13 protein-coding genes are annotated in these 16318 nt (G+C 65.9%); 8 read left to right on the forward strand and 5 right to left on the reverse strand.

From position 1 onward, the window contains the following. Positions 1–81 precede the first annotated feature (81 nt). The gene (locus C8C93_RS01110; RefSeq protein WP_121505629.1) at positions 82–1926 is read right to left on the reverse strand and encodes a phosphodiesterase; all 1845 of its coding nucleotides are present in this window, start codon (positions 1924–1926) and stop codon (positions 82–84) included. Between the two features lie 265 nt (positions 1927–2191). Here C8C93_RS01110 and C8C93_RS01115 point away from each other — a divergent pair, with 265 nt between their 5' ends. Both C8C93_RS01115 and C8C93_RS01120 read left to right on the forward strand, forming a co-directional pair. Continuing rightward, on the forward strand, positions 2192–2815 hold the full coding sequence (locus tag C8C93_RS01115; RefSeq protein WP_121420894.1) for a Crp/Fnr family transcriptional regulator: 624 nt from the start codon (positions 2192–2194) through the stop codon (positions 2813–2815). A 317-nt stretch (positions 2816–3132) separates the two neighbouring features. After that, positions 3133–5241 carry a diguanylate cyclase domain-containing protein gene (locus C8C93_RS01120; protein WP_121505630.1) on the forward strand — a complete coding sequence of 703 codons (2109 nt, stop codon included), beginning with the start codon at positions 3133–3135 and terminating at the stop codon, positions 5239–5241. A 208-nt stretch (positions 5242–5449) separates the two neighbouring features. Here the strand turns inward: C8C93_RS01120 and C8C93_RS01125 are convergent, their stop codons facing one another. The 4 genes from C8C93_RS01125 to C8C93_RS01140 are packed head-to-tail and all read right to left on the reverse strand — an operon-like array spanning position 5450 to position 9521. Beyond that, positions 5450–6493 (reverse strand): VWA domain-containing protein, encoded by a 1044-nt coding sequence (locus C8C93_RS01125; RefSeq protein ID WP_121505631.1) that lies wholly within the window; start codon positions 6491–6493, stop codon positions 5450–5452. Between the two features lie 36 nt (positions 6494–6529). After that, a complete protein-coding gene (locus C8C93_RS01130) occupies positions 6530–7555 on the reverse strand; it encodes a DUF58 domain-containing protein (RefSeq protein ID WP_199726965.1) in 1026 nt (341 codons plus the stop codon). Further along, entirely contained in the window at positions 7536–8555 is a 1020-nt protein-coding gene (locus tag C8C93_RS01135) for a MoxR family ATPase (protein ID WP_121505632.1), read from the reverse strand. The genes C8C93_RS01130 and C8C93_RS01135 overlap by 20 nt, the downstream gene beginning before the upstream one ends. Before the next feature lie 24 nt (positions 8556–8579). After that, positions 8580–9521, reverse strand: coding sequence for a S1C family serine protease (locus C8C93_RS01140; protein WP_121505633.1), 942 nt, complete (start codon positions 9519–9521; stop codon positions 8580–8582). Positions 9522–9652: 131 nt separating this feature from the next. Here C8C93_RS01140 and C8C93_RS01145 point away from each other — a divergent pair, with 131 nt between their 5' ends. From C8C93_RS01145 to C8C93_RS01170, 6 genes are all read left to right on the forward strand, one after another. Further along, positions 9653–10480, forward strand: coding sequence for a TatD family hydrolase (locus tag C8C93_RS01145; RefSeq protein WP_121505634.1), 828 nt, complete (start codon positions 9653–9655; stop codon positions 10478–10480). A gap of 115 nt (positions 10481–10595) precedes the next feature. Then, complete coding sequence (locus tag C8C93_RS01150; RefSeq protein WP_121505635.1) at positions 10596–11246, forward strand: DNA-deoxyinosine glycosylase; 651 nt, start codon at positions 10596–10598, stop codon at positions 11244–11246. A gap of 9 nt (positions 11247–11255) precedes the next feature. Then, positions 11256–12020, forward strand: a complete 765-nt coding sequence (locus C8C93_RS01155; protein ID WP_055401461.1) for a hypothetical protein — start codon at positions 11256–11258, stop codon at positions 12018–12020. A gap of 41 nt (positions 12021–12061) precedes the next feature. Then, positions 12062–13855, forward strand: coding sequence for a GspE/PulE family protein (locus tag C8C93_RS01160; protein ID WP_055401463.1), 1794 nt, complete (start codon positions 12062–12064; stop codon positions 13853–13855). A 285-nt stretch (positions 13856–14140) separates the two neighbouring features. Then, positions 14141–14629, forward strand: coding sequence for a tripartite tricarboxylate transporter TctB family protein (locus tag C8C93_RS01165; protein WP_055401465.1), 489 nt, complete (start codon positions 14141–14143; stop codon positions 14627–14629). Between the two features lie 15 nt (positions 14630–14644). After that, positions 14645–16156 carry a tripartite tricarboxylate transporter permease gene (locus C8C93_RS01170; RefSeq protein ID WP_055401467.1) on the forward strand — a complete coding sequence of 504 codons (1512 nt, stop codon included), beginning with the start codon at positions 14645–14647 and terminating at the stop codon, positions 16154–16156. Positions 16157–16318 lie beyond the last annotated feature (162 nt).

Consider the following 16318-nt stretch of genomic DNA (forward strand, 5'->3'; position numbering starts at 1 on the left):
GGGCCTTTGCACTGTGTGTGTCCATGCGCACTGCGGCTAAATCGACCCGCCAGCCACCGACCCCGCTGTCCCATCCATTCCCTACGCCGCCAGTACATCCTGCAACGCCCGAGTGGCCGCCAGTGCGCCCAGGGCTGATTCTGTAAACCCACCATGCAGCACCACCCCGGTCGCTGCCTGCTTAGCCTCGTGCTTGGCCACCGCCGCCAGGTTGGCCACCTCTTCGGCATGCCGAAACCGCCCGGGGGTGATGCGCACCGCACCAATGGCCAGCGTGGTACACGGAAAGAACCGCTGCACCCCATGCCGGTCTTCGGCCTGGATGCCACCGGCGCGCCGGGCCTCGTCGTCAAACAGCGTGAGCGCTTCGCGGGCAAAGGCGTCCACGATGTTCTTGCAGCGCTGTAGCCAGTTGCTGCTCTGGAAGATCAGCATGAAATCGTCCCCACCCACATGGCCCACGAAGTCGCGCCGCGCGTCGCAGTGCGCTGTGGCCAGACGGGCGACGAGGCGGATCATCTGGTCGCCGCGCCAGTAGCCGTAGTGGTCGTTGAAGGGCTTGAAGTTGTTCAGGTCGGCATAGCACGCCACGAACTCGGTGTGGTGGTCCAGCAGGCGCTGTATGTGCAGGCTGATGGGGATGTTGCCGGGCAAGAAGGTCAGCGGGTTGGCGTGGCGGGCGGCTTCGATGCGAGTCTCGGTCACGGCCCGCACCAGTTGGTCGCCAGTGCCCAAGCCCAGGTAGCGGCCGTTGTCGGTGACGATGTAGCCGTCGTTCAGATACCGCTGGTCCTGCGAGGTGAGGATGCCCACGAGCTGGTCCACGTCACAGTCCAGCTCGACCACACGCGGCGCCTGGTTGGCAAACGCCAGGCACGATTTGCGGCCATGCACCTCGCGAAAGTACAGCGTGGCGTAGTGGTTCATGAACTGCTGGCGGTTGATCAGCGCCACGGGGCGGGTGCCGTCCACCACGGCCAGCGCATGCAGGTCGGTGCGCTCATGGAACATGGCGGCCACTGCATCGTTGCTGGTGGCGGGCGCGGCGGTGGGCGCCTGCACCACCAGCAGGCTGCGCAGGATGCCGGGGCGCGCCGTTTGGCCCAGGTGTGGCAGCACGGCCACGCGGCGGTCCTGCATCACTTCCTGTGCCGGGCTCTCCACGGCCTCGCGCGGGGCCTTGGCGGGGCGGCCCAGCAGCCAGCCCTGTCCGTAAGGGACGTCCAGGTCGCGCAGCGCGCGCAGGTCGTCGCGTGTCTCGATGCCTTCGGCTATCAGCTTGGTGCCAAACATATGGGCTATGCCCTTGATGGCCTGCAGCATCTGCAGGTTCTCGGGCTGGTTGCTGATGTCGCGGATGAAGTACTTGTCGATCTTCACGAAGTCGGGCTTCACCTCGGACCACAGCCGCAGGCTGGAGCGGCCGTCGCCAAAGTCGTCCAGCGCCAGCCGCGCGCCGCAGGCGTGCACCGCCTTGATGGCCTGGCGCAGCTGGGGCATGTCGGTCACGCGCTCGTGCTCGGTGATTTCCAGCACCAGAAGGCGTGCGCTCACGCCAAAGCTGCGCACGGCCTCGCCCAGCATCGGCGCGCCCACCAGCGCCACGCCGTGCACCAGCGCGTCGGCGCTGATGTTCACAAACAGGCGGCCTGGTGCCTTCTGAACGCCCCACTGCTGCAAGGCGGTGAACACGCACAGCAGCTCGAAGTCCTGCAGGATGTGCTCGCGCCGGGCCAACTCCAGCAAGGCATCGGGCGTGTGCAAAGGGGTGCCCTCGGGGCCCCGGATCAGGGCTTCGTGGGCATACACGCTGCCCTCGCGCAGGTCGGCCAGGGGCTGAAACACGCAGTGCAGGCCCCCTTCGCGCATGAGTTGTGCCAGAGGGCCCTTGCCATGGCGCGCAGCCGGGGACAGCAAGGCCATCATCGCCTCCAGTCGGCTCCAAAGGGGGTTGTGCGTCACGGTAGATGGGGGGCTCTGAGCAAGGTACCCACGATATCGGCCGGGTGTGACAACCTTGTTACACACTGTTTCCGTGAGGTGACAGGCCATCCCCTGGGGTGGTCGTTCCGGGGGGCATGCAAGCTGTTTATGCGTTGGCTCAACCCTGGCGCAGCGGCAGGGCTGCCGCGAAGGTTCAGTTTGATCTTGCTCAATGACCGGCGGTCCGGGGCGCGGCACAGTCCGTCCCATGCTGCCCTCTACCTATTTCTCACTGCCCGCCGAAACCGAGGTGATTGCCGCCGGTGAAGTGCTGCGCAGGCGCAACGAGGTGCTGACGTCTGTGCTGCACCTCGAAAGTGGCCGCGTGCTGCGCGGTGTGCTCGACGATGGCTACCTGCGCCACCAGCTGGGGGCCGTGGAAGGGCCGTTCTGGCTGGACGCCGCGTCGGCCCTGATGGGCATGCCGCTGCCGGTGGACATGGTGGCCGACACCCGTGTGCAGGTACGCCGCCTTCCCATCGAGGAGTTTCGCCGCAGCCTTGCAGAAATGCCGGCGGGTGCACGGGGCCTGTTGCTTGACATGGCGCAGGGCTACCGCCAGCAGTCCGAGCTGGCCGTGAGCCGCCTCGCGCAGGATGCCGAATCGCGCTGCGCGCAGTGGTTGCTCAACCACGCCGAGCCCGACCACAGCGGCACCATGCAGGTCACGCTGCACCAGCGCAAGCGCCTGATTGCGGCGCAGTTGGGCATCGCCCCCGAAACCTTCTCGCGCGTGCTGCGCCATCTGCGGGAGCTGGGCCTTATCCACGGCACGGGCAATGTGCTGAACCTGCCCCAACCCCGGGCGCTGCAGTCGATGGCCGGTTGCTGAACTGAGCCCAGCGTGGATGGCTTCGGCGCCGCGCGAAAAATAGCGCGCACAGCCTCTGCTACTGGCGCGCCGCCCGCCAGCGCACCCGTGGAACTGGCTTTGCCAGGCCACTGGGTGCGTACCCCTCCGGGGGAAGCCGCGCAGCGGCTCAGGGGGGCTTCCTCGTCAGGGTTTGTCCTTGGGTTTCACTGAGGGTTCTACCCAAGCCCTGGGCTGCAGGGGCTGCGTATATTTGTTGGGACCTGTGCGGTTTGACCTGTCCCCATGCCCAACGCCACCCCTTCGCGCCCATCGGGCGCTCCCTGCGCGGAGTGTCCATGACGCCCCCGACCCACCCTGCGCCGCCACAGGACGCGCCGGGCTGGTCAATGCCCGGTCCGCTGGTGTTGCGGCTGGTGCTGGTGGCGGTGCTGGCCGTGGGGCTGTCGGGGGCGGTGTCGGCGTGGCTGGTTACGCGGGCCTCCGGGCAAGAGGCCATGCGGCGGGTGGTGAGCCAGCAGACCGATGAGGTCGAGGTGGTGGCCCGCCTGCTCGCCAGCAAGATCGAGCAAAGCCAGAAGGTGTTGCGCACGGTGGCCGCTGGTATTACGCCCGCCATGCTCGAATCACCCTCGGCCCTCGAATGGCTGCTCCAGCAGGGCCTGCCCGCCGTTCAGTTCTTTGATGCGATGCAGGTCGCCCGCGACAACGGCGAACTGCGGCTGAACCTGCGTGGGGGGCGGCTGGACAAGGCCTCCAACCTGGACCCCGCCGAGCGCGATGCGCTGCGCCGCACGCTCATCGACGGCAAGCCGCTGGTGTCCGAGCTGATTGCCGGGCGCACCAGCGACGCGCGCGTGATGTTCACCATGCCGCTGCACCGCGAAGACGGCACTGTGCTGGGTGTGGTGGCAGGTGCGTTGCGCCTGCAATCGCAGGGCCTGCTGCCGCCGTCCATGACGCTGCCCGCGCGCGATGATTCTCGGCTGCTGGTGTTTACGCGCGACGGCACCATCCTCTCGCACTCGGACCCGACCCGCATCATGGGCAAGGTGAGCGACGAGACGGGCCTGGCGCCCGTCTACAGCCGCTGGCTGGAGCAGGCCCAGCCAGTGGTAGGGCGGGGCACGACCCATCTTGAAGACCAGCATATCGTCAGCATGGCGGGCATGCCGCTGCCGCAATGGATCGTGGCGCGGGTCAGCCCCTCGCAGGCGCTGCTGGCGCCCCTGCAGGGCGCGCAGCGCGAAGCCTGGTGGCTGGCCGCCGCCAGCATGGCGCTGTGCATGTTGCTCGTGGCCGGGCTGATGGCCTGGATGGCGCAGCCGCTGGCGCAGCTCACGCACAGTGCCCGCCAGCTGCTGCGGCGCAGCACGCGTGCTGGCCCGCCGCAGGGCACCGTCGCCTGGCCGCGTGCGGGGGGTGAAGTGGGCGAACTGGTGCAAATGTTCCAGGGCATGGTGCAGCAGGGCAGCCTGCAGCAGCAGCACAAGGCCACGCTGGACGGGCAGTTCCAGGCCGTGCTGGACAGTGCCTCGGTGGGCATCGTCATCTCGCGCCACGGCATCCTGGAGGTGGTGAGCCGGCAGGCCTGCCTGATGCTGGGCTACACCGAGGGCGAACTGCAGGGCCATCCGGCGCGCACCCTGTATGCCAACGATGCCGAATACGGCCGCATTGGCGAGCGTGTGCAGGCCGAGTTCGCCGCACATGGCGCCTTCGATGGCGATGTCTGCTTCATGCGCAAGGATGGCACCCCCGTGTGGGCCCGCGTGCAGGGCCGTGGTGTGCGGCCCGACGAGACGGCAGGCGGCACCGTCTGGATTTTGGAGGACATCACCGCTGCACGCGAGGCACAGATGCAGCAGGCGTGGGAGCGCACGCACGATGCCCTGACCCAGCTTTACAACCGCAATGCGTTTGACGAGCGCCTGGGCCTGCTGCTGGCCGAACGCTCGATGCGCCCGCGCGCACCGGATGCAGACAGCAGCGAAGCAGCCGGGGACGGCGTGGTGCTGTTTCTGGATCTGGACCACTTCACCGTGGTCAATGACATTGCCGGGCATGACGCGGGCGACGATGTGCTGCGCCACGTGGCCCGCTTGCTCGAATCCCAGGTGCGCCAGATCGGCTGGGCCGCGCGGCTGGGCGGCGACGAGTTTGCGGTGGTGCTGCCCGGATGCGCGCTGGCACGGGGCCAGGCGGTGGCGGAGCAGCTGCGCGCCTCGGTACAGGCGTGGGAGCCTTCGTACCAGGGGCGCAGCTTCACGCTGGGGGTGAGCATCGGGTTGGTGGTGCTGGATGCGAGTCTGCAGGATGTGCCGTCGGTGCTGTATGCGGCCGACATGGCGTGCTACGACGCCAAGCGCGCGGGGCGCAACCGGGTAGAGACGCGCCATGCGAGCCAGGCGACGGCGTCGGGGCGGATGGCGCTGGGAGCGGCGTGAGCAGATTCCAAAAGATTTTGGGGTGTAGCGCTGGCTGGTAATGCGCTGACAGCTATCTTTTTTGAAGTCTATGGTTTGGAGAATGCTGATGAGTGCACGGTGGCGCTTACTCGCATCCCAAGCACGCCCGAGACAAGCACTACAGGCTATATGCTATAAAAATGGTAGCTGTTTACGCTTTTCTAGTAAGCGGTAGAGCCAAAAAATCTCATAAAATCCGCCCGTGCCACCACACCGACAGCCCGGCTGCCAGCAACGCCAACGTCGCCCCCAGCAACGCCAGCAATGACGAGATTTCGGTTTCCCGCTTCTCCACCGTCAGCCGTGAGCTGAGCGTCTCGTACACCTTCTTCAAATCTGCGGCGGTGGCCGCGTGGAAGTACTCGGCGTTGGTGCGCGTGGCCACGGCCTTCAGGGTTTCTTCGTCCAGCCGCACCCGCATGGACCAGCCTTCAAAGCCGATGGTCTCCCCCGCCACCGTACCCACGCCCACGGTATAGACCCGCACCCCCCGGTCGGCCGCCCATTTGGCGGCCTCCAGTGGGTCCACGCCAGTGGTGCGCTGGCCGTCGGTCAGCATGATGATGGCGGCCGAGGTGTAGGAGCCGGGCGCCACAGGTGTGAACGCCTTGGCCGGGTCTTGCTTGCCAATTTCGTCAATGGGTTTGGGTCGCATGGCCTGGCGGCCGCCCAGGGCGGAGATGTCGATGCCCGCGTCGGGGAAGATGGTGGCCAGCGACAGCATGATGCCGTTGCCCGTGGCCGTGCCGCGCTGGAGCTGAAAGCTGTCGATGGCTTTGATGAGGTCTTCGCGGCTTTGCGTGGGCAGCTGGGCCAGCTGGGCGCTGCCGGCAAACGCCACGATGCCCACACGCACATGGCGGGGCAGCTCGGCGATGAAGGCCTTGGCGGCGTTCTGCGCAGCAGTGAGGCGGTCGGGCTCCACATCGGCGGCGCGCATGCTGCCCGAGACATCCATGGCCAGCATGATGGTCTGGTCCTGCGAGGGCAGGGTGATGACGGCCAGCGGGCGTGCGGTGGCCAGCAGCAGCGCCACCAGCGCCAGCAGAAAGAGTGCGGGCGGGATGTGGCGGCGCAGGTTCTGGCCGGGGCCCATGGCCTCGCGCACCAGCGACAGGCTGGAATAGCTCAGCGCCGTTTTCTTGCGCCGGTGCAGCAGCCACCAGTACATCAGCACCAGCAGGGGCACGACCAGCAACAGCCAGAGCAGGGTGGGCCAGAGAAAAACCATGGTGTGTTCCTTCGGGCGGGGCGCGTTTTGGTTCGTTCAGGCGGCGTGCTGCGCCGGGTCTGCAGCGCGGGAGGGCGCGGCTCGGGAGGTGCGTACCCGGCGCTGGCGCAGGTCCATGAAACGCAGCAGGGCATCGACCAGATCGTCGTCGGTGCACAGCTCCAGCGTGTCGGCGCCCGCGCGGGTCAGGCCTTCGCGCAGCACGGCCTCGCGTTCGGCCGCCAAGCGGGCGAAGCGGCGGCGAAAGCCCGCGTCGTGGGTGTCCACCTGCAGCTGCTCGCCGCTTTCGGCATCGCGCAGCGTGATGAGGCCCACATCGGGCAGTTCCAACTCCAGCGGGTCGAGCAGGCGCACGGCCACCACGTCGTGCCGCTGGGCGAGTTGGGCCAGGGGCTTTTCCCAGCCGGGTGCGCTGATGAAGTCGGACACCACAAACACCGTGGAGCGGCGGCGCAGGTTGGCCAGGCCCGTTTGCAGCAAACGGTGCAGTTCTGTGGCGCCTCCGCCGGGTTTGGATGTGCCGGTGGCAGGGGCGGGCGGTGTCAACAGCCGGTGCACCAGATGCAGCACATGGGCGCGGCTGTTGCGGGGCGGTAACACCGCATCCACAGCGCGGGCGGGTGCATTGCCTGCGCCGTAGAGCATGGCGCCCACGCGGTTGCCGTGGCGCGTCAGCAGGCGCGACAGCACGGCCACAAAGCCGGTCAGGATGTCGCGCTTGGCGTTGCCCTGCGGGCCGAAGTTGATGGACGGGCTCAGGTCCAGCAAAAACCAGGCGGACATCTCGCGGTCTTCGGTGAACACGCGCACGTGGGGGATGTTCAGACGCGCGGTCACGTTCCAGTCGATGTGGCGCACGTCGTCATGCGGCTGGTACTCGCGCAGGTCGGCCAGGTCCAGGCCGCTGCCGCGCATCAGCGTGCGGTAGTCGCCCTGCAGCAGGCCGTCCAGGCGGCGGATCACCTTCCACTCCAGCTCGCGCAGCAACCGGTCCGCCTGCCCCGGCAGGGTGGGCAGCGTGTGGACCGCGGCTGAAGTGGTGTCAGGCAACTTTTTGCTCATGATGCAGAGGCCGGGCAGGCGCCGGTATCTTGGCCATGATGCGCTTGACGAGGGCATCGGCATCCAGCCCCTCGGACAGCGCCTCGTACGACAGCGCGATGCGGTGGCGCAGCACGTCGGCCGCCAGGTCGGTCATGTCTTCGGGCAGCACGTAGTTGCGCCCGCGCAGCATGGCCAGGGCCTGGGCGCCCTCTGCGAGGGCAATGGTGGCGCGCGGGCTGGCGCCGCAGCTGATGTAGCCGGTCAGGTCCTTGAGGCCATGCCGCGTGGGCTCGCGGGTGGCGGCCACCAGCTTCACGGCGTATTGCAGCATCGACGGGTCTACATACACGGTGCGGCATTCGGCCTGCAGCGCCGCCAGCTGCGCGGTGGTGGCCACGGGCAGCACCTGCACGGACACATCGAGCGCGCGCTGGGCGATCACGAACTCTTCCTCCTCGGTGGGGTAGCCCAGCAGCACTTTCATCATGAAGCGGTCCACCTGGGCTTCGGGCAGCGCGTAAGTGCCTTCGGTCTCGATGGGGTTCTGGGTGGCCATCACCAGGAAGGGCTCGGGCACCTTGTGGGTCTCGCCTGCAATCGTCACCTGGCGTTCCTGCATCACCTCCAGCAGGGCGCTTTGCACCTTGGCGGGTGCGCGGTTGATTTCGTCGGCCAGCAGCAGGTGGGTGAAGACCGGGCCCAGCGTGGTGCTGAACTCGCCGGTCTTCTGGTTGTACATGCGCGTGCCCACCAGATCGGCGGGCACCAGATCGGGCGTGAACTGGATGCGCTTGAAGCTGCCCTGGATGGTGCTGGCCAGCGTCTTCACCGTCAGCGTCTTGGCCAGGCCCGGCACACCTTCGACCAGCAGATGGCCCTGGGCGAGCATGGCCACCATGACCCGCTCGAGAAAGCGGTCCTGGCCCACCACCACGCGCTTGACTTCGTAGAGCACCTGCTCCATCAGGGTGGCGGTGGCGGCGTTGTTCATGGCAGAGGGCGATGGGGTGGTTTCCATGGTGCTCCTTGTGAAGGGTCGGGATCAGAAGGGGGGCATGCCAACGGCAGAAGCCGCGTTCTCGATGGGCACCGCAAACCCGATGCCGATGAAGGTGCGTGCCGACGTGGGGTTCAGGATGGCGGTGACGATGCCCACCACCTCGCCATCGAGCGTGACCAGTGGGCCACCGGAGTTGCCGGGGTTGGCCGCAGCATCGAACTGGATCAGGTTGCTGAGCTGGCGCTTGCCTTCGGGCGAGGTAAATTCGCGCTGGAGGCCAGAGACCACGCCCGCTGAGGCCGAAGGCCCGATGCCGAACGGGAAGCCCACGGCCACCACGTGGTCGCCGGGGCGCAGGTCCTGGGTGGAGCGCAGCGGGGCTGCGAAGAGGTCATCGGGTACTTTGTGGGCTTGCAGCACGGCCAGGTCGTTTTCGGGCTGGGCGCCCGTGATGCTGGCGGTGGTTTCCAGGCCATCGTGGAAGGTGATTGCAATGCGGTCCGCGCCCGCCACCACGTGCAGGTTGGTCAGGATGATGCCTTTGTCCACAATCACCACGCCCGTGCCAATGCCGCGTTCCACCTCTTCCTTGCCGTTTTTGCTGCGGCCGTAGCCCACCACGCGCACGATCGAGGGAGAGATCGCTTCCACAGCGCGGGCGGCGGCGGAGGGCGGGGTGGTCGTCTCCAGCGTGCGCAGCACGGCGGCATCAATGTCTTCCTGGGTGATCCGCTGGGCGGCGGGGCGTTGGTGCAGCCACAGGCTGTAGAGCAGCAATGTGGTCAGCAGCGCGATCAGTGCCCACAGGGAGTACAGATGGCGCCGCGACAGAGCCGTGCCCGCCACAGGCTTGGTGGCAGGGTTTGGAGAGGGCTCCATCACACTGGCCGCTGGTTGTTCGGTGGGCGCAGGCACTTTTTCAACCGGCTCGGGCGGGGAGCGGCGGGTGTGGCGGGAGCTGCTGTAGAGGGCGGGCCGGGGCATCCTGTCACCTTTTCTACGGAAGACGCCGCGAGACGGCGCACGGTTTTCACGTTAGCACGGATCGCTGCAGAGTGCACTTGCAAGGTTTCACGCCGAGGGAGCGGTCGGGGCTGATGGGGCATCATCACTCCATGACTGTCTGGATCGATACCCATTGCCACCTGGATGCGCCCGAATTTGACCCCGACCGCGATGCCGTGCGTGCCCAGGCGCGGGCCCAGGGCGTAGCCCATTGTGTGATTCCGGCGGTGGAGCGCAGCAACTGGGCCACGGTGCGCGGCCTGGCCCATCGGCATGGCGACAGCTATGCGCTGGGCATTCACCCCCTGTACACAGGGCGCGCGCACGACGCAGATCTGGAGCTGCTGGCGCAGGAGCTGGAACAGCATCGTGCTGACCAGCGCCTGGTGGCCATCGGAGAGATTGGCCTGGATTACTTCGTGCCCGGCCTGGACCCAGCCCGGCAGGAGCAGTTCTATCGCACGCAGCTTCAGCTGGCGCGCCGGTTCGACCTGCCCGTAATCCTGCATGTGCGCCGCTCGTCCGACAAATTGCTCAAAGGCCTGCGGGAGCTGCCGGTACAAGGCGGTATCGCCCATGCCTTCAACGGCAGCCTGCAGCAGGCGCAGGCGTTCATCGCCCTGGGCTTCAAGCTGGGGTTTGGCGGCGCGATGACCTACGACCGGGCGCTGCAGCTGCGTCGCCTGGCGGCAGAACTGCCCGCAGAGGCCCTGGTGGTGGAGACCGATGCGCCGGACATCCCGCCCCATTGGTTGTATGCCACCGCCGCCCAGCGGCTCGAAGGCCTGCCCCAAGGGCGCAATGCACCCGGCGAACTCCCGCGCATTGCAAGCGCATTGGCCGAGCTGCGCAGTCAGCCGCTGGAGGATTTGGCGGGTATCACCTGTGCCAATGCGCTGGTTGCGCTGCCCCGGTTGCAGGCTCTGGTCTCCGTCTGATCCACCAATTGGTAGGTTTTTAGGAGGCCAGCGCTTTGTGGTAAAGGGTTTACAGCTATCGTTTTTTTTGAGGATGTCGCGGGGTTGCTGACGGGTTTCGGTTCAGAATCGGCGGATGCCCGACGCCGCTCTGACGCAGACCCCTTCGCTCCCTGATGCTCCGGCGCCAGCCCTGCCGGTGCGCCTCCAGGGGCTGCCGCCGGTGGTGTCTGCAGGCACGGTGGTGCTGGTCCTCGGAAGTTTTCCGGGGGCTGCCTCCTTGCGGCTGCGCCAGTACTACGCACACCCGCAAAACCATTTCTGGAAGATCTTGCAAGCGCTGTGGCCGCAGCATCCATTGCCGCCCGCAGGGGCCGAAGGGTATGCCGCACGTTGCGACTGGTTGCTGGCACGGGGGCTTGGCCTGTGGGATGTGTATGAGAGCTGCGAGCGGGAGGGCAGCCTGGACACCAGCATCCGCAATGCGCGGGTCAACGACTTTGCGCACCTGCAGGCGGTGTGTCCGCAGCTCGCCGCCGTCGCCCACAATGGGGGTGAGAGCTTCAAGCATGCCCCGGCGGTGCTCGGCAGCTTCCGGCCCCCCCGCGCTGCGGCGCATGATGATGTGCTTCTCGATCAGAGCGTGGGCACGGGTTCCGGGCCTGGTTCCGCCCGCTCTATCGCATCGCACCGTCTGCCCTCGACCAGCCCGGCCAATGCCTCCTGGAGTTTTGAACGTAAATTGGCTGCCTGGGCGGACCTGATGGCGGCCCACCGCCTGCTTTGATTGTTGTGAATGACCCGCAAAAAAGAAAAATCACAAGAACTGCCCGAAGTCAGCGTCTCTGATGACGGCGAAGTGCGCCACCTGCACCTGGGCACCCCGTGGATTCAGGGGTCCATGCGCGTTGCAGAGCCTTTTGAACTGGAACTGGAGTACGTGCAGCGCATGATGGCGTGGCTGTTGTTTGCCGACCTGCCCCAGGTGTCCAAGGGGCACGCCATGCAGCTCGGGCTGGGGGCCGGTGCCATCACCAAGTTCTGCCACAAGAAGCTGCGCATCTGCACCACGGCCATCGAGCTCAACCCACAGGTCTTGGCGGTATGTCGGCAATGGTTCAAGCTGCCGCCCGATGGCCCCAAGCTGCGGGTGGTGCTGGCCGATGCGGCGCAAGAGATCAAGAACCCCATGTGGCAGGGCACGGTGGATGCGCTGGCGGTGGACCTGTACGACCATGAGGCCGCAGCGCCGGTGCTCGACAGCGCAGACTTCTACGCCGACTGCCGCGCCTTGCTGACCGACACGGGGTGCATGACGGTCAACCTGTTCGGGCGGGCGTCCAGCTTTGAGCGCAGCCTGCAGAGCATGGCGGCGGCCTTTGGTGACAAGGCACTCTGGGCCTTCAAGCCCACGCGAGAAGGCAACACCGTGGTGCTGGCCCAGAAGACGCCAACGCGCCCCAAGCGGGCGGAACTCGACGTGCAGGCGCAGGCCATCCAGGCGCGCTGGGACCTGCCGACCACCAAATGGCTGCGGGCATTCAAGCCCGTCGCGGCCTGAGCCCCCGGGCCGCCCACAGCCCCGTTTCGGAAAGGTATCTGATGAAAACAATCTCCGCTTCCCTGGCCAGCACTGCGGCGCGACCCTACGTCGGTCCGGTGGACTGGCGACGCATGGTGCAGTGGCTCAGCGATGACGAAGTCATCTCCCAGGAAGAAGCTCAACGCACCATCGCCCGCTGCTCGCAGGCGGAAAGCTCCCAGCATGCGCTGGTGCGCCTGGCCAACGTGGCCATGGAACGTGCCAGCGATGGCAAGCCGCTGGACATCGAGGCGCTTTCCGAGTACCTCGCCAAGCGCGCGGGCCTGCCCTATTTGCGCATTGACCCGCTCAAGGTGGACGTGGGGCGCGTGGCCGAAACCATGAGCGCCACCTATGCAGAGCGCCACAAGGTGCTGCCCGTGCAGGTCACCCCCAAGGAAGTGGTGGTGGCTACGGCCGAGCCCTTCATCGAGGACTGGGTGGCGGAGGTGGAGCGCCAGTCCCGGCGCACGGTGCGCCGCGTGGTGGCCAGCCCGCTGGACATTCACCGGTTTACTGCAGAGTTTTTTGCCCTGGCCAAGTCCGTGCGCGCCGCGCAGAAGGCAGGGGGCAACTCCGGGGGCAGCAGCTTCGAGCAGCTGGTGGAACTGGGCAAGAGCAACAAGCAGCTCGACGCCAACGACCAGGGCGTGGTCAAGGTGGTGGACTGGCTCTGGCAATATGCCTTTGACCAGCGCGCGAGCGACATCCACCTGGAACCACGGCGCGACCAGGGCGTGATCCGTTTTCGCATCGACGGCGTGCTGCACCCGGTCTACCAGATGCCGATGGGCGTGCACAACGCCATGGTCTCGCGCATCAAGCTCCTGGGCCGCATCGACGTGGTGGAAAAGCGCCGTCCGCAGGACGGCCGCATCAAGACGCGCAACCAGCGCGGGGACGAGGTGGAAATGCGCCTGTCCACCCTGCCCACGGCGTTTGGCGAGAAGATGGTCATGCGGATCTTTGACCCGGACAATGCCGTCAAGGATCTGGACGCCCTGGGCTTTGCCCAGCACGATGCCGAGCGCTGGGAGGCGCTGGTCAAGCGCCCGCACGGCATCATTCTCGTGACGGGGCCGACGGGCTCGGGCAAGACCACCACGCTGTATTCCACCTTGAAGCGGGTGGCGACCGAAGAGGTGAACGTGAGCACGGTGGAAGACCCGATCGAAATGATCGAGCCCAGCTTCAACCAGACCCAGGTGCAGCCCCAGCTCGACTTCAACTTTGCCGAAGGCCTGCGTGCCCTCATGCGCCAGGACCCGGACATCATCATGGTGGGCGAAATCCGCGACCTGGAGACGGCCGAGATGGCCATCCAGGCTGCGCTGACCGGGCATCTGGTGTTCTCCACACTGCACACCAACGACGCCCCGTCGGCCATCACCCGCATGATGGAACTGGGGGTGCCCCCCTATCTGCTCAATGCCACGCTGCTGGGGGTGCTGGCCCAGCGGCTGGTGCGCACGCTGTGCAAGCAGTGCAAACAAAAGGATGAAACGGCGCAGCGCGAAACGCTGGTGGAGGTGGTCAAGCCCTGGAAGCTCAGTGGCGGCTACCACCCCTACAAGCCCGTGGGCTGCGTGGACTGCCGCATGGGAGGATTTCGGGGGCGCATGGGCCTGTATGAATTGCTCACCGTGACCGAGGCGCTCAAGGAGAAGATCAACCAGGCGCCCTCGATCGACCAGCTGCGCCGCCAGGCCGTGCAGGATGGCATGCGGCCCTTGCGCCTGGCAGGCGCGCTGCGGGTGGCAGAGGGCCTGACCACTCTGGACGAGGTGATTGCTGCGACACCGCCGCTGGAGTAAGACCTTGAACCAGCTCCGCAGGAGCAAGGGATGTCCTGCATAACTCCCTGCGGTCTGTGATAGCGCGGCCTCGGGCAGTCCGCTGCGTTGCTTTTCTTGCCAATAGCCATGCTATTGGCCGCAAAAAGACGCCTTGCGGCCTTTCCCGATCCGCACTACCACCGACGCGCGAGGGTTATGCAGGACATCCCAAGCGTTACCGGATGTAGGTGGAATCCACATCCGCGCGGGCCTTGGTTGCACGCACAATCGCGCAGTCGAGATTTCCCGCCAAGGAGACAATTCGTGAAAATCAAAAGTCAAAAAGACTTCTTTGCCGGCCTCATGTTCATGGGGGTTGGTGTTGCGTTTGCGTGGGGAGCCACCACGTACAACGTCGGAAACGGGGCCCGCATGGGCCCGGGTTACTTCCCGCTGCTGCTGGGTATCTTGCTGGCCATCATCGGCGGCGCGATCACCTTCAAGGCCACCACGGTCGAAACCCAGGACGGTGACAAGATTGGAAAGTGGGCCTGGAAGCCGCTGTTCTTCATCCTGGCTGCCAACTTTGCGTTCGGTATCCTGCTGGGCGGTTTGCCCAGCATAGGTGTCCCGGCGATGGGCCTCATCGTGGGCATCTATGCACTGACCTTCATTGCAAGCCTGGCGGGCCAGGAGTTCCACGCGAAGTCCGTGTTCATCCTGGCCACTGTGTTGGCCATTGGCAGTTACGTGGCATTCGTCTGGGCGCTCAAGCTGCAGTTCCCTGTGTGGCCGAGTTTCATCACGGGTTGAGCAGGAGCACCGACCATGGAATTATTTGACAACCTCGCGATGGGTTTTGGCGTTGCGTTCACGTTCCAAAACCTCATTTACTGCTTTGTGGGCTGCTTGCTGGGCACGCTCATTGGTGTGTTGCCCGGCATTGGCCCGGTGGCCACCATCGCCATGCTGCTGCCAGCCACCTACGCGCTGCCGCCCGTGGCTGCGCTGATCATGCTGGCCGGTATCTATTACGGTGCGCAGTACGGTGGTTCGACCACTGCCATTCTGGTGAACCTGCCGGGTGAGTCCTCGTCGGTGGTGACCGTGATCGACGGCTACCAGATGGCGCGCAAGGGCCGTGCGGGCCCTGCGTTGGCGGCGGCGGGCCTGGGCTCGTTCTTTGCCGGCTGCGTGGGTACGCTGATCCTGGCGGCATTCGCACCTCCGTTGACCGAAGTGGCGTTCAAGTTCGGCCCTGCCGAGTACTTCTCGCTGATGGTGCTGGGCCTCATTGGCGCCGTGGTGCTGGCTTCGGGCTCGCTGCTCAAGGCCGTGGCCATGATCGTGCTGGGCCTGCTGATGGGCCTGGTGGGTACCGACGTGAACTCGGGTGTGGCCCGTTTCAGCTTCGACATTCCTGAACTGACCGACGGCATCGGCTTTGTGACCATCGCCATGGGTGTTTTCGGCTACGGCGAGATCATTGCCAACCTCTCGCGCCCTGACGATGAGCGCGAAGTGTTCACTGCCAAGGTGGAAGGCCTGTTCCCCACCAAGGACGACTTCAAGCGCATGATTCCTGCCGTGCTGCGGGGTACGGCGCTGGGTGCCGCCCTCGGTATCCTGCCCGGTGGTGGGGCATTGCTGGCTGCGTTTGCGGCCTACACCGTGGAGAAGAAGACCAAGCTCCAGCCCGGTGAAGTGCCTTTTGGCCAGGGCAACATCCGTGGTGTGGCAGCGCCCGAGTCGGCCAACAATGCCGGTTCGCAGACTTCCTTCATCCCGCTGCTGACGCTGGGTATCCCCCCCAACGCCGTGATGGCGCTGATGGTGGGTGCCATGACGATCCACAACATCCAGCCTGGTCCCCAGGTGATGACGAGCAATCCCGAGCTGTTCTGGGGCCTGATCGCCTCGATGTGGCTGGGCAATGCCATGCTGATCATCTTGAACCTGCCGCTGATCGGCATTTGGATCAAGCTGCTCACGGTGCCCTACCGCTGGCTGTTCCCGTCCATCGTGCTGTTCTGCGCCGTGGGTGTGTATTCGACCAACAACAACACCTGGGACATCTGGATGGTGGGTGCGTTTGGTCTGGTGGGCTACATCTTCCACAAGCTGGGCACCGAACCCGCACCTCTGCTGCTGGGCTTCATCCTGGGCCCGATGATGGAAGAGAACCTGCGCCGCGCGTTGCTGCTGTCGCGTGGCGACTGGAGCGTGTTCGTCACGCGTCCGCTGTCGGCAGGCTTGCTGGCTGCTGCGGCACTGCTGCTCATCATCGTGCTGCTGCCTTCGGTGAAGAGCAAGCGCGAGGAAGCCTTCGTCGAAGACTGACGGCACGGCCTTTTCCATCCGACTCCAGAACAACGGCACCTTCGGGTGCCGTTGTTTTTTGGCGATCTGCAGCCGCAGCACGCCCTCAGCGCCAGTACACAATGGCGGGCAAGAGGCCCGCATGTCCACTCCATTCCATCTGCCACAGCATCCCCACCGGGC

This window comes from Acidovorax sp. 93, assembly GCF_003633835.1.
GTDB classification, from domain to species: Bacteria; Pseudomonadota; Gammaproteobacteria; order Burkholderiales; family Burkholderiaceae_C; genus Acidovorax; species Acidovorax facilis.

Coding starts and splice junctions, on each gene's coding strand:
- C8C93_RS01125 (WP_121505631.1), bottom strand. CDS start 6,493: ATGGTTTTTCTCTGGCCCACCCTGCTCTGGCTGTTGCTGGTCGTGCCC.
- C8C93_RS01120 (WP_121505630.1), top strand. CDS start 3,133: ATGACGCCCCCGACCCACCCTGCGCCGCCACAGGACGCGCCGGGCTGG.
- C8C93_RS01110 (WP_121505629.1), bottom strand. CDS start 1,926: ATGATGGCCTTGCTGTCCCCGGCTGCGCGCCATGGCAAGGGCCCTCTG.
- C8C93_RS01160 (WP_055401463.1), top strand. CDS start 12,062: ATGAAAACAATCTCCGCTTCCCTGGCCAGCACTGCGGCGCGACCCTAC.
- C8C93_RS01115 (WP_121420894.1), top strand. CDS start 2,192: ATGCTGCCCTCTACCTATTTCTCACTGCCCGCCGAAACCGAGGTGATT.
- C8C93_RS01155 (WP_055401461.1), top strand. CDS start 11,256: ATGACCCGCAAAAAAGAAAAATCACAAGAACTGCCCGAAGTCAGCGTC.
- C8C93_RS01150 (WP_121505635.1), top strand. CDS start 10,596: ATGCCCGACGCCGCTCTGACGCAGACCCCTTCGCTCCCTGATGCTCCG.
- C8C93_RS01145 (WP_121505634.1), top strand. CDS start 9,653: ATGACTGTCTGGATCGATACCCATTGCCACCTGGATGCGCCCGAATTT.
- C8C93_RS01135 (WP_121505632.1), bottom strand. CDS start 8,555: ATGGAAACCACCCCATCGCCCTCTGCCATGAACAACGCCGCCACCGCC.
- C8C93_RS01140 (WP_121505633.1), bottom strand. CDS start 9,521: ATGCCCCGGCCCGCCCTCTACAGCAGCTCCCGCCACACCCGCCGCTCC.
- C8C93_RS01170 (WP_055401467.1), top strand. CDS start 14,645: ATGGAATTATTTGACAACCTCGCGATGGGTTTTGGCGTTGCGTTCACG.
- C8C93_RS01130 (WP_199726965.1), bottom strand. CDS start 7,555: ATGAGCAAAAAGTTGCCTGACACCACTTCAGCCGCGGTCCACACGCTG.